General features: G+C 38.9%; 8 protein-coding genes. All 8 read left to right on the forward strand.

Translation table 11 applies throughout. The features are described from left to right. Positions 1-15: 15 nt before the first annotated feature. The 8 genes from ABEG20_RS05200 (at position 16) to ABEG20_RS05235 (ending at position 14,870) form a co-directional block, all read left to right on the forward strand. Positions 16-1,692 carry a cyclic peptide export ABC transporter gene (locus tag ABEG20_RS05200; protein WP_406826325.1) on the forward strand — a complete coding sequence of 559 codons (1,677 nt, stop codon included), beginning with the start codon at positions 16-18 and terminating at the stop codon, positions 1,690-1,692. Between the two features lie 31 nt (positions 1,693-1,723). Continuing rightward, positions 1,724-2,434: a thioesterase II family protein gene (locus ABEG20_RS05205; protein WP_406826326.1), complete on the forward strand. Its 711-nt coding sequence runs from the start codon at positions 1,724-1,726 to the stop codon at positions 2,432-2,434. A 244-nt stretch (positions 2,435-2,678) separates the two neighbouring features. Further along, positions 2,679-5,102: a penicillin acylase family protein gene (locus ABEG20_RS05210; RefSeq protein ID WP_406826327.1), complete on the forward strand. Its 2,424-nt coding sequence runs from the start codon at positions 2,679-2,681 to the stop codon at positions 5,100-5,102. Positions 5,103-5,128: 26 nt separating this feature from the next. Next, positions 5,129-5,521 carry a hypothetical protein gene (locus ABEG20_RS05215; protein ID WP_406826329.1) on the forward strand — a complete coding sequence of 131 codons (393 nt, stop codon included), beginning with the start codon at positions 5,129-5,131 and terminating at the stop codon, positions 5,519-5,521. 23 nt (positions 5,522-5,544) lie between these two features. Next, positions 5,545-7,170, forward strand: coding sequence for an MBL fold metallo-hydrolase (locus ABEG20_RS05220; RefSeq protein ID WP_406826330.1), 1,626 nt, complete (start codon positions 5,545-5,547; stop codon positions 7,168-7,170). A gap of 135 nt (positions 7,171-7,305) precedes the next feature. Further along, complete coding sequence (locus ABEG20_RS05225) at positions 7,306-8,079, forward strand: SDR family oxidoreductase (protein WP_406826331.1); 774 nt, start codon at positions 7,306-7,308, stop codon at positions 8,077-8,079. Positions 8,080-8,133: 54 nt separating this feature from the next. Next, complete coding sequence (locus ABEG20_RS05230; protein ID WP_406826332.1) at positions 8,134-12,432, forward strand: thioester reductase domain-containing protein; 4,299 nt, start codon at positions 8,134-8,136, stop codon at positions 12,430-12,432. 17 nt (positions 12,433-12,449) lie between these two features. Further along, positions 12,450-14,870, forward strand: coding sequence for an outer membrane beta-barrel protein (locus ABEG20_RS05235; protein ID WP_406826333.1), 2,421 nt, complete (start codon positions 12,450-12,452; stop codon positions 14,868-14,870). Positions 14,871-14,887: the final 17 nt, after the last annotated feature.

A 14,887-nucleotide genomic window follows, 5' to 3' on the forward strand; every position in this document is an offset into this window, starting at 1 on the left:
ATAAAAAATTAAATTATGAGACGAGTGTTGAAAATTGTATTGCCTCTGATCGGAAAGAGCGGCTTCTTAAAATATGTGATTTTAGGGATCCTTTCAGGTCTTTTCAGTTTCTTGTTTATCAATGCTGTAAACAGGGTGATTGGGTTGTTAATTGCCGGTAGATTTACATCTATCCAAAAGGAATACATTATTGCATTTGCTTCAATCATCCTGCTTTTTATCTGGATCAGGAGAACATTGGCTGTGGCAATTATTAACTTATCCCAGAAACTTTTCTGGACATTACGTAAAGAAATCCTATCTACCGTTCTTAAAGCCAGTTTCCAGCAATTGTCTGCCAAACGCGTAAAAATTCACTCGGCAATCCTGAGTGATGTGCATATCCTTACAGATGCTTCCATGAACATCATTACCTTTGCCACCTCTCTTGTTCTGGCTATAGCCTGCCTGGGTTACCTGGCTTCTTTATCCATGGTATTGTTCGTGATTACGCTGGCTATCTCATTAATGGGAGTGAGTATCTATCATTTCAGTACCCGTAAAAACAATCAGCAGTTTGAGGCTTCACGGAGTTTGGAAAATGAGTTTATCGATAATTTTAATGCCATTCTCGATGGATTTAAAGAGATTTATATGGAGCCTAAAAAAGGACGTTACATCTATGATAAGAAAATTGATGCCATTTCGAAAGAGGCTTACTACAACAATACAACTGCCTTTACCGGTTTTTTGAACAATCAGATCACAGGGCAGGTACTTTTTTATGTGCTAATATCTTCAGTACTGTTATTTTTCAGCATTATACTCAAAATTCCGGTTAACAATACCGTAAGTTTTATTTTTACACTGCTTTATCTTTTGGGTTCAATTGAAACTGTGATGGTGTTGTTGCCGAGCCTGATGCGTGCACGCATTGCTTCTAATCATTTGATGGATCTCCAGAAAGAACTTGCTGAAGAAGAGTATGAAGTACAGGGGCTATCGCAGCAGGTTAAAAGAGATGCTTTTGAGTCCATTGCCATCAAAGATCTCGAATATCATTACAGTGCCACAAAAACATCCTTTGGAATCGGACCTGTTAATTTTCAAGTGAATAAAGGCGATACCGTTTTTATTTATGGCGGAAACGGAAGTGGTAAAACAACATTTATACACAACATGCTGGGCTTAATAACACCATCAGACGGCCAGATCCTCCTTAATAATGTTCCTGTTACTTCCGAAAGATATGCGTCTTACCGCGCTGTTTTTTCTGTAGTCTTCAGTGATTTTTACCTTTTTAACGAACTTATAGGTATAGATCATTTCAATGAAGATAGGTGGGCATATTACCTGAACCTGTTTGAAATGGAACATAAAGTAAAAATTGAAAATAAATGCTTTTCTACTACTGACCTGTCAACCGGACAGCGGAAGCGCCTCGCACTTATTGCAGCCCTGATGGAGGAAAAACCAGTATTGGTTATAGATGAGTGGGCAGCGGATCAGGATCCTTACTTCCGTGAAAAGTTCTACACAAAAATCATCCCTTTATTAAAAGCTGAAGGTCTGACCATTATTGCCATTACACACGACGATAAATATTACTACTGCGCAGATAAACTATATAAAATGGATTATGGGAAACTGATTAAAGAAGAAGTTGATATTGAAGAAGTTAAAGTTGTTTCCCGAAATTCTGATCTAATCTAAAAAGTACTGTTCATCTTCTACATAAATGATTATGCCAAAACCACAATTATTTTTCTTGCATTTTGCGGGTGGTAACTGTTATTCCTATCAACAGATTACACCATTATTAAAAGATTTTGACATTGTCCCGCTTGAGTTGCCTGGACGGGGCCGGAGAATGGACGAAGATTTATTAAAAGACTATGAAATGGCAGCCCAGGATTTTTATCAGCAGATCGTTAGAAAACTCTGCTGTGAAAATTTCGCTGTGTATGGGCATAGCATGGGTGCAACCCTGGCGATAAGGGTGGTGGAGCTGTTGGAAAGTGATGGTAAAAAACCTATCATCCTTTTTGTTAGTGGAAATCCAGGGCCAGGAGCAAATGAAAACCGCCATAGATACCTGATGCCTACTGAAGATTTTAGAGAAGAATTGAAACTGTTGGGCGGAGTGCCCGATGCATTTTTGGAAAATAAAGAACTTTTCGATTTTTTTGAACCCATCCTGCGTGCAGATTTCGAAATAGCGGAAGGAAACAATAGTGAAAAAGTGCTGCCTGTAAATACACCTATATATGCCATGATGGGGAGCCTTGAAGAAAAAATAGATCGTATAAATACCTGGAGCCGTTTCACACAGAAACAATTCAGGTATGAAATTTTGGAAGGTGATCACTTTTTTATCATGAAACATCCCTCAAGAATTGCAGAGATCATACGGTATAATTTCAGTATCCAAAATTTCAGCGAAAGTAGCAGATAAGCCTCTAAGCCAAGGCGCGGCTACAATTCAAAAAAAAATCATTTCAGACCAGCTGAAAGGAATTATCAATGCAAAACCAGTTTTATTGTTGTATATAGCCTACCTCAATAGATAGGTCTCTTTAAATACTTGAGTTCAGCATTTTTCCTGCAAAAAATGCCCGATTAATAATTGCAGAATACCTTCCAGAATATATTATTATTCAAACAGAGGTTTTAAAATCTCTAACCTAAACACTTCATTGATGACTAAAATCAGAATTGGATTTTTATTTCCGCTATTGGCACTGGCCATTTTAATTTTCTCTTTATCCACTCAGTTATTTAATGTTCCACCATTAGGAAAACTGTTAAACCCCTTTTCAGGTGCCGTTCAAAACGACCACGATCCTAAACTGGAAGCTTTGCAAACGGGCATCAGCAAACTGGGACTTAAAAATCCGGCTAAGATCTATTTCGATGAGAGAAAGGTGCCCCATATTTTTGCAGCAAATACAGAAGACCTTTATTTTACACAGGGCTATGTAACAGCAAGCCTTCGGCTGTGGCAGATGGATTTTATCACTTATGTGGCTGCAGGCAGGCTCTCAGAACTTTTTGATCAGGCCGATTACCTGGATTTTGACCGAAACCAAAGACGCATTGGCCTTCTCGAATCTGCTAAAACTACCTTGAAACTGATTGAACAGAATCCCGAAACTGACCAGATCCTTACAGCTTATGCCAAAGGAGTAAATGCATACATCAATAGCTTGGATTATAAGCAATTACCACTGGAATATAAAATAATGGATTACCGGCCCGAAGCCTGGACAAAACTGAAGAGTGTGCTGATCCTGAAAGCATTAGGTAATACCTTATCTGGCTATGAAGAGGATGTATTCATGTCTAAAATGATGTTGGCACTGGGGGAGAAAGATTTCAACCGGCTGTTTCCTGATTATGATCAGAATGGGTACCCGGTTATGAATAAACCTCAAAACCAATCGCTGCTTGCTACATCAATTAAAAGACCGGATTACCTGGATTTTTCCTTTCTAACCGGCAACAGCGAATTAGCTAAAAGCAATTATAACCCTAAGCTGGGGAGTAACAGCTGGGTAGTTTCAGGAAAAAAAACAAGATCTGGTTTCCCTATTCTGGCCAGTGATCCGCATCTCAACCTGAACCTTCCCTGCTTCTGGGTAGAAATGCAGTTAAGTGCCCCTAAAGTAAATGTTTATGGCGTTTCTATTCCAGGCACTCCTGCTGTAATTATTGGCTTCAATCAGGACATAGCCTGGGGCATTACCAACGGTGCAGATGATGTAAAAGACTGGTATAAACTAAAAATTTCTGCAGATTACAAGAAATACGAACTAGATGGTAAATGGATTGATCTTAAATACCGGGTAGAGGAAATCAAAAGAAAAGGCCAGCGTGTTTTTTACGATACGGTATATCACACTGTACACGGGCCAGTGATAAATACACCATCTTTCCCCGGAAAAAATCCGGAATTAAAGAACTATGCCCTCCGCTGGACACTACACAATCCATCCAACGAGTTTTATTCTTTTATTAAATTAAACATGGCGAAAAACTATCAGGAATATAAAGAAGCTATTCGTAATTTTTCCTGTCCGGTGTTAAACTTTACCTTCGCAGGGAAAGATAATACGATCGCTATTGATCACCGGGGCGCCATGCCGCTAAAAACTGCCGGACAAGGTAAATTTCTGATGGATGGTACCAAAAGCGACGAGGTTTACACGCAGTACATCCCAATAGATAGTTTACCGGCAATGGTTAATCCGGCGAGTAACTACCTGCTTACCGCCAATCAACATCCAACCAATCCAGGCTATTCTTATTACTACAACGGTTATTATACCGAAAGCAGGGCCAGCAGGATCAATCAGTTGCTAAAGGCAAAGGGAAATATGGATGTAGCAGATATGGAACAGATGCAACTGGATAATGTTAATACTTTAGCAACATTTGCGCTGCCGATCTTATTGGCACAGGTAGATAAGGGCAAACTTTCTACACACCAAAAAGAACAGATGGATGCCATCAGTAAATGGCCGGGTAGTTATAACCTGGGTGATACACAAGCGATATTTTTTGATCAGTGGCTGCAATACGTCAGGAAATATACCTGGGATGAATTACGCCAGTATGATTACGCCATTAAAGCACCATCCGACTATTTACTGATTGATCTGATCCGTGAACATCCGGATGATATTTATTTTGATAAACTGGGAACAACGGAAAGGGAAAATGCAAAAGATATAATTACTGCTGCCTTCGTAACAGCATATAATGATTCTAACAAATTAAAAAAAGACGGTTTGCAGAACTGGGGCGATTTCAATAAAGTAAACATTACACACATGACAGCGATTCCGGCTTTTGGAATGATGAACTTACGAATGCCTGGCAATCCGGATGCTATAAATGCTGTTTCTTCAAACTGGGGCCCTTCATGGAGAATGATCGTAGCGCTTGGCAACCGGCCGCGTGCTTATGGCATTTATCCAGGTGGCCAATCCGGTAATATTGGAAGCCTTTATTACAGCAATTTTATCGGTGACTGGAAAAATGGAAAATATTACGAATTGCATTTCTTTATCAACGAAGCAGAAGCTAAAAAGCAGGCCACAGCTACCTGGCTGATTCATTAATTCAATTCTTTTTTAAAATACAGACAATGAAAAATATAAAATCTCAGAAAATTATTATCTGGTTGGTCACGGTTGCCATCATCTTCCTGTTTTCGTTTGCAGATGCACTACCCTGGTGGAGTTTTGCCATTCCGGTAGCAACAATCGGTGCCCTCAGCAATTTAAAAAAGTGGAATATCAATGCTTTTGGTATTGGTTTTACTGCAGGTTTTTTTGTTTGGTTTGTGGCTAACCTGTACTTCCACCTCAGCTACAACGGTATCATTCTTAAGAAGATGGGATTATTGTTATCTGTACCTACTGTACTGGTGTTACTTATTGCCGGGCTCATTGGAGGCCTGGTAACCGGACTGGCTTTATATACCGGACGTTATGCATTTTCAACGGCTAACGCTGATCAAAAATTAATCAATGAATAATTTTTAACATAAAATATCGACTTATGGAAAAGAATCTTTTTTTTCTCAAACCTAATGTAATCATAGAACCATTGATCGAAAGATGGTATGCCTGGTCACACCTGATTTCGCCCGCTACGGCAGCCATGAATGTTGTTGGCAGGCATTTAAAGATTATGAACTCTTATATTCAGTCTTCTCAGATACACGCCGCAGCGGTGCTCAATCCTAAAATGCTCGGTGGGCCATTCATGGACTACAAAACCTCAAGGGTAGATGATATTAAAAAACTGAAAGAAGATACGCAGGAAAACCAGCAGGAACTGATCAGTCTTTGTGCGGCTATTAAAGAATTGGATGAACTGTTGAAAGCACAGGCAAAAGGATTCTCGCTGGAACCTTTATATGAGAAAGTGCCCGAGTTGTTGAAGGGTTATGTAGAATTGGTTTACGACCTTAATAATCATCCCTCTTTTCGGATTTTTGAAGCATTACTATACAAAAGTAGATTTTACCGTAAGGCCTCACAAAGCATTGCCCTTTGGGTAACCAATAACGATGAACGTCCTTTTTGCCTGAGCACACCGAGGCTTAATGATGATGGAGTTTTGCATCTTGATATTCCATTTGATCATAAAGGCATAGATGCCTTGAGTAAGATGAAAAGAACAGGTCGCCCGATTGAAGAAATCGCTGAGTTATTAAATGTGAAAGCAGAAGACAGACCACTTTTTGATACTTTTTTTACCCAGCAGGAGCATCCCGTATATGCCAAATATGAAGGGGAATATGTGAGGATGAGGTATTTTGGTCATGCCTGTATATTGATCGAAACCAAAGAGGTGAGTATCCTGGTTGATCCGCTGATCAGCTACTATGGCTACGAATCGAGTATTTCGCATTATTCAGATATTGATCTCCCCGATGTAATTGATTATGTATTGATTACCCATAATCACCAGGACCATATTCTTTTTGAAACCTTACTGCCTTTAAGGCATAAGATCAAAAATATCATACTGCCCAGAAGTAGTTCAGGTGCATTACAGGATCCTAACCTTAAGCTCGCCTTTAACCATATCGGTTTCAAAAATGTAATTGAGATTGATGAAATGGAAGAAATTAAATTGGAAAATGTGATACTTACGGGCATCCCATTTACAGGAGAACATAGTGATTTGAATGTAAAAGCGAAAATTTGTTTTCATATTAGAGTAGATCAATTTACATTCTTATTTGTTGCAGACTCCCGGGTACTGGAAGCACGTTTGTATGAGCATGTTCACCGCTTTACAGGTGATGTAGATGTGATCTTTCTGGGTATGGAATGCGATGGTGCGCCATTATCATGGTTGTATGGTCCGCTGCTTACAGAAGAATTGCCGAGGGATAAAGACCAATCCAGAAGGCTTTCCGGATCAGATTTTGCAAAAGGAATGCACCTGGTAAATATTTTTAATCCTAAAGAAACCTATGTATATGCCATGGGGCAGGAGCCCTGGCTGGAGTTTATCAGCACGATCCGTTATACTGATGAATCTAATCCTATTGTTCAATCCGATCAGCTTATTAAAGCGTGTAACAATCGCGGCATCATTGCAGAACGGTTATTCGGAGAAAAAGAAATCTTATATAAATACGCAGATAAAGAAGCCTCTTTAAATATATAATTGTAAGCCAAAACTGACCATTTACCACGGTCACCTTTACTATTTTCTAAATAAAATCCTCATTTAACTGTAAAACGGGTCTATCATAATTCGTTGCTTACAGTCTTTAAATAATATTGTCAATAAATTCTTACTATGAAAAATCGAATTGCCATCATAACCGGGGCAAGTTCCGGAATAGGCCGGGCCACAGCCATCAGATTAGCTAAAAAAGGAATAAAACTGGTATTGAATGCCCGCAACGAGCAAAAATTAAATGCGTTAAAGGAAGAGATAAACCAGGTGATCGGTGCAAATATCTGCGAGCTGGTTTGCGGAGATGTAGCCGATAGCCAGATTACCGGTTTATGCATCACAGCGGCTTTAAACAGGTGGCAAAAGCATCCCGATATTTTTGTGGCTTCAGCCGGACGTGGGCTTCCGGGAACAGTGCTCACTTCTGAAGCATCCCAATGGGACGAATTGATAGATACCAATGTTAAAGGTACCATGTATCAATTAAGAAATATTGGAAAAATAATGCTTGATGAAAGAATAGCAGGTGGAGATTTTGTAGATCAGCCCTTTGATATCATTGTGATCGGTTCCTCAATCGGCAGAAATGTTTCTCCGTTTAATTCTGTATACGGTGCTACAAAATTTGCAACACACGGTGTAACAGAAGCACTGCGAAGGGAATTAGGACCACATGGTATCCGTGTTACACTCATTGAGCCGGGATTGGTGAGTACCAATTTTCAAGATACTGCCGGGTACGACGGTGTGTGGTTTGAACAGTATTCGAAAGATGTGGGGCCAGTTCTGGTGGGCGACGATGTGGCAAAAGTAATTGATTTTATTGTAGATCTTCCAGGAAATGTACACCTGGACAATATTTCTATCCGTCCAACCAGGCAAGCTTACCCTTAGTGCAAATATTTTTGAAACGGGTAAAATTGTTATTGACCATTTAAAACGAATCGGATGTTAGTTAATCATAAAAATTTAATCGAACTGTTTGATAGTATAGTTAGTAAATATCCAAACAGACCAGCCATAAAAGATTGTAAAAGTGTTTTTACCTACCAGGAACTATATCAACTCGCGGCAGGTGTTGCCGGTATCTTGCAGCAACATAATGTAATCTCAGGCGAAAGAATAGCTTGTATCAGTAAAAAAGATACTGAAAGCATAATATGTTTCTGGGGGATATTGCTTAGTGGGGCAATACCGGTTATGCTGGATCATGATGATGGGGTATGCGCCAATGAGGCCAAATTAAAAACTGTTTCCCCGAGAATATTGATCATGGATAAATCAGATCAGTTAACTTCTCCTGTATTCAGCTCCGGAATGATAGTTGATTTTGATGAGCTGATCCGATCTGATGAAACTCCACCTAACAATTTTTTTGTTGATCAGTCTGTTGTTCCCGATAGCTGTTATATCCTGTTAACAAGCGGCACTTCAGGTATACCTAAAGCTGTACAGATTTCTCACCAAAATGTGCTGCATTATACTTATGCCATATATCACCGCATCGGGAAACCTCAGCAGGTAATTGCTGCTCATGTAACTACATTTTCTGCTGATCTTGGCTTAACCAACTTATTGGTTGCGCTGGTATCTGGGGGAATGTTAAGAATATTCAATAAAGAAGAATCTACAGATCCGGCTATTTTCAACAGCATCTTAAAAAAAGAACAGGTTTCCCTACTCAAAATGACACCATCTCATTTATTATCCATTTTATCAGGAAAAAATGAAGCTTATGAGATGCCTGTAGAAAATCTGATACTTGGTGGAGAGAAACTAAGTTGGAATATCGTAGAAAGATTATTCTCACTGAATACCTGTAAACACCTTTATAACCATTATGGTCCAACAGAAACTACCGTTGGTGTGATGGTTTATAAAGTAGAAAAAGAATCCGTACATCTTCATCAAACGGCATCTGTTCCGATCGGTACCCCGCTGGGTAACACGGAGATTTTTCTGGAAAACGAAGTGGATGCGATAGGGGAATTGTTTATTGCGGGTCCGGGGGTAAGTAAAGGATATTTGGAAAATGATCAGGAGAATGAAAAAAGGTTTGTAGATAAGAAGATTAACGGTAGGCTGCAAAGGTGTTTCAGAACAGGAGATTTATGCAGAAAACTGGAAAGTGGCGAACTCGAATTTTTATACCGTACAGACAGGCAGGTAAAAGTGAGGGGATATCGGATAGAACTTGGTGAAATTGAGGTGGTACTGATATCACATCCCGAAATAGAGAATGTGGTGCTTGCCCTTTCTGATAATGCAGAGCATGCAGCTATTGAAGCCTTTATTAAAATTGTGCACGGCGGAAAATTGCGTCAGGATACCTTAAGAGAATGGCTTAATACCCGGTTACCAGGCTACAAAGTTCCCTCAGTAATCTATTTTTATGAAGAAACACCATATAATGCTAACGGCAAAATAGATTTAAAAGCTTTAAGAAAACGTTTTGCAAAGAATGGGGCGCAAGCAATTACAAAAATCGAAAAAGAAGTACAGCATCATTGGGCTACAGACGTGGGGGTGGTGTGGGCTAGCTTATTGGGACTGGAACAGGTATCGGGTACCGATAATTTTTTTGAAACAGGAGGTGATTCATTGCTGGCGATACAGATGATCGGTCGCTTACAACGTTATGGCTATGTTGTACATATCAGCCATTTAAACAAATATCCTGTTTTTAATGAGTTCATTGCCTTTGAACCAGAACTTTTAAAGGAAGAAAACTGTAAACCTTTAAGTACGGAAAATAATCATACCTATTCACAAAATAGTTTTCTGTCGCAGGAGAAATTTAACCTTGATCATTATTGCCAAAGTATTTTATTTGAAACAGAAGATCAGATCGACATCAGGCAGTTGTCTACCGCGTTAGATTACGTAATTAAAAATCATTCGCAAATAACAGCTCCGGTTTTTAACATGAGCACAGAAAATAAGGAAATTTCTGGTGCTGTTAAAACAGATGTAGGGATCACTGTACTGGCGCAATCAGAATCGAAAGCAGTTCAGATCCAAAAAAAATCTGTACTGCTCCAGCGTCAGATTTCCTTATCACGCGCAGAACTATTTAAAGCACACCTGTTTATAGATCAATCCGGAAAAGATTATTTACTCCTGATATGTCACCACCTCGTAATTGACGTAATCTCCTGGAATATTATTCTCGATGAATTATTAGAATACTATAATAGTTTACTAAGTAAAAGCAGGCCAATTGTAATTCCTGAAAATGCAGTTAATGTATTCTATAACAAGCTGATAGAAAGTAATTTTAGCCGGAGTGAACAAAATGATACTTTCGGGGAGGTGTTGTATAAATTACCTGATCACGGTAAGGATTATGCCTGTCAGGAACAGCCAAAGGTTTATCATCTGGTTATACCATCTGAAATGGCAGAAGTACTAAAATACATGGACGATCATAAGGATGCATCTATGCTGAGTAGTTTTCTGCTAAGTGCTTTCGGATCGGCATTATTAACAGAGTTTGGCCTGCCGGCCCTCTCTGTGGATATTGAATTTCATGGACGTCCGCAATATCAGGAATTACCAGATCTCAGCAGGTCGGTAGCCTGGTGGGCAACCACGTTGCCCGTTAACCTGCACATCAATAATTGTGAGCCTTTGGATTGCCTTGATTTACTTAAAACCAAAACTGACGAGGCCAGCACAGTCAATCTATCCAATAAAGAAAGGCTCGATAGATTTAGCAATTATCCTGATGTAAGATTCAATTATCTTGGCCATTTTCCAGAACAGTTTGGTAATGGGCAAATTCGTTTAAAACCATCATCTTTTAACTCAGGGCCAACAAGAGGGCAAGATGCGCAGCAGGAATATCAGTTGTTTTTTACCGCTAGATTTATCGGAACTGTTTTATCTGTAGATCTGCAATACCAGCCTGGAAGATTTGATAGAGAAGCGATTGATCGCATTGTTTCGCTATTTTTTAACAATCTTAAAAAGGATTTAATAAAAGAAGGTTTTAATGTCGGATCATCCAGACTAAAAACGTTGTTAAGTAATCTGCCATCTGTAGGACAACCGCTTTATCACCTTAATTTTTATCAGCAACAGACAATCGTTCCCATAAAACAAAAAAACGTGTTTTTAACGGGAGCCACGGGTTTTCTGGGTACACATATATTAGCAGAATTATTAAGAGATGATCAGGTAACCATTTATTGTCTTGTAAGAAGCAACGCACTGGAAAGTGCAGAAAACCGGCTTAAAGATGGTTACAGGTATTATTTCAATATGCTTCCAGATCGCTGGCAAGATCGCGTAAAAGTTATTGAAGGTGATCTTAAATTTATCAATTTTGGTATTTCTGTCGCAGATTTCGATATGCTTACCCAAGAAATTGATGTTGTTATTCACGCTGCGGCCGATATCAATCTTTTAAAGGATTACGCTGAACTGATAGATATCAATGTCAATACGACCAGGCAGATCATCACATTTGTAGGTACCGGCAAATCGAAGGAATTACATTTTGTATCAACATTGGCCGTAAGTGGTTATTTGAGAAATAACGGGATCAGGGATTTTGCGGAAGATGATTTTAATTATGGACAGGGCTTTATCTCTGATTATGAAAAAACAAAATTTGAAGCAGAGCATCTTGTGCGCGAATTTTTTAAAAGTGGTGGAAGCGGAAAGATCTATAGATCGGGTCATATTGCAGCCGATTCGGTAAAAGGTAGATTTCAGAAAAATGCCGGTCAGAACAGGATTTTTCAGATTATCAAGGGAATGATGTTATTAAAATCAATACCTGAAATTTATGCAGAAAGCGTTTCTTTTTCCTATGTGGATGTAGTTGCTGCGGCTATCGTAAATTTCTCCCTGAATAAAGCCGGTTCTGATATGCAATGTTTGCATTTGGAAAATACACAACAGGTATCTTTTAAAAATATAGCAGGAATGCTGAATGATATGGGCAATAATATTAAGTTTGTAGACATGGATGTCTTTAGAATTGCTATTGCTGATTTTGATGGATCAACAAAAGATAAGGAAGCCGTTAATTTAATGGCCACCTGGATTCAGCGATCTATAGACTTTCCGAGAAACATAAATTACGTTCAGGCAGATTCATTAGATGCCATTGCCAGGAACGGATTATATTTTCCCGACACCACTTACAACTGGTTTGTTAAATTGATAAATGAAGAAATTAACGATGGCTATTTTAACTTAAATAAGAAAATTAAACAAACAGCTGTTCTAATTCCGTAATACTTTACCTATCTACTATGAAAATTTTTAATCTATCTGTTTGCGGTTTTTTTTGTATGATGTTGTCTGTTTATACTGCCTACGGATTAACAAAAACTGATACCTTATCAACCGGCAAAATTACAGGTGTTGTGCTCGATGATCACCAAAAAGCCTTAGCGTATGCAACACTCACCCTGATAAAAGCCAGTGATTCGGTTTTTGTCATCAATGCATTGAGCGATACGGCAGGGAAATATCAGTTTACTGCAATTAAAGCCGGCACTTACAGGATTAAAGTAACCGCTATGGGCTATCAGTCGTTCATTACCAATCCGATCAGTTTAAATGCAGATGAGATATTGCCAATGAAAGCGATTATTTTGGCACCATTGGCCAATACACTTAACGAGGTGCGGATCACTGCCAGTCGACCCGCAATTGAAACCAAACGCGATCGGTTGGTTATGAATGTGGAAAATAGTCCCCTGGCTTCGGGAAACTCTCTCCAATTACTAAAATCAGCTCCTTTTGTTCAGGTTTCATCTGGTAATGTAGTTTCTTTGCAGGGCAAGCGAACAATGATTTTAATTGATAATAAGCCTGTACCGGACGCAGCTTTAGAAGATATTCTATTAGCGCTCCCATCCGGCAATATTCTCAAAGTAGAACTGATTACTAATCCATCAGCAAAGTACGATGCGGCTTATGGTGCAGTGATTAATATTACAACCAAAAAAAGCTTAATAGAGGGAATAACAGGTAATGTAAGAGCAGAAGGTTCAGTTGGACTTTATGGAAGAGGCGATTTAAATAGCCAGGTCACCTATAAGCACCTGGGATTAACATTGTACGGCGGCGGAGGTTTAAACATTGGTGATAATCTTTTTGAAGCAAATTCCGAAAGGATTTTGGGGGCAGGAAATAGCATTGATATCCTGATGAATAAATCAAGAAGGCTGGCGCACAACAAGTCTTATAATTTTAAAGCAGGAGCGGATTTTACATTAGATAAAAATCAAACCTTGGGTGTGCAGGTAAATGGTAATATCGTACGTCCTGATGGTCCATGGCCAACTATCACTTCATTCCGCAAACAGGGAAGTGGGATTGATTCGGTGCTCCATACCAATTCAAATTTTGATCTGAAACTGTCAACCTTTACCTATAGCGCCAATTATCATCTCGTTTCGGATTCAGGAAAAAATGATCTTACAATTTTGGCTGCCGTAACTCCATTTAAGCGCAACCTGTTTCAATATTTTCCGTCCGAACTCTTAAACGCTTCTGGAGGAACATTGAAAATACCAAGTATATATCAGACTATTAATACTTCTGATATAAAAGTATATTCTACCCAGTTGGATTATATACATACGTTTGATAAAAAATGGACACTGGAAAGTGGTTTAAAATATCAGTACACAGATTCTAAAAGTGCCGTAAATTACCAGGCAAACAGAAATGGGAGTTTTGAAACAGATCCCAGATTTTCTAATGATAACACCTTAACAGAATCAATAGCAGGCGCTTATGCCATCCTGTCTAAAGATTGGAAAAAAGATAAAATACAAGCTGGAATGCGGATGGAAAATACCAGAGCTGATTATACGGGAAACCGTTCTCAGGATTACTTTAATGTATTCCCTACATTTATATACCAGCACATTTTCAGTGATGACTATAACTTATCACTTTCTTACAAAAGAAGTATTGCCAGGGCACCCTATGCCGAACTTGTTCCCTACACCGTTTTTATAAACCAATACAATATAGAACAGGGTAATCCAGATTTAAAGCCTCAGTATGATCACATTTATACTATAGGTGCCAATATCAAAAAAATAAACCTTTCGCTAAGTTATACAGATGCTCAGGGGATGTTTGCCCTGTTTCCGCGAACTCAGGATCCCATTACAAAAGTTACTGCCTTTTCCAGACAGAACATTAATAAATTCTCAGATTTTTCGCTGTATTTATTCTTTCCGCTTAAACTTACTTCCTGGTGGGAAACTCAAAATAGCGGGACAGTGCTAGGCTATAACAAAGCAGAAGGAAATATTCTGGGATCGCCATATGAGTTGTCTGCTTTCCGTTCTGATTTCAGATCAGCACATATATTTACGATATCTAAAAACATTAAACTGCAGGTAGATGCCTACTACTGGACACGCTATGTGCAGGATCTATCGCGCTATAGCGGTAATAAAAATATTGACGCCTCATTACTTGTTAATATCATGGCCGGAAAGGGGCAGATCAGACTGAGTGGGAGTGAAATTGTTTTTAAAAGAAATGACTACCGCCTTGAGCAATATTTTAATGGATATAGCTCAAGGGAATCTTTCATAACCGACAGCAAAAGGGTAAGTTTGGGATTTACCTATAAATTTGGTAAAACTACCGTCAAGTCAACAGACAAACAGTCGGGCAATGAAGATGCGGTTAAAAGATTATAGATGAATATAGAAAATAA

The organism is Pedobacter sp. KACC 23697 (assembly GCF_045348445.1).
In the GTDB taxonomy this organism is placed as follows: domain Bacteria; phylum Bacteroidota; class Bacteroidia; order Sphingobacteriales; family Sphingobacteriaceae; genus Pedobacter.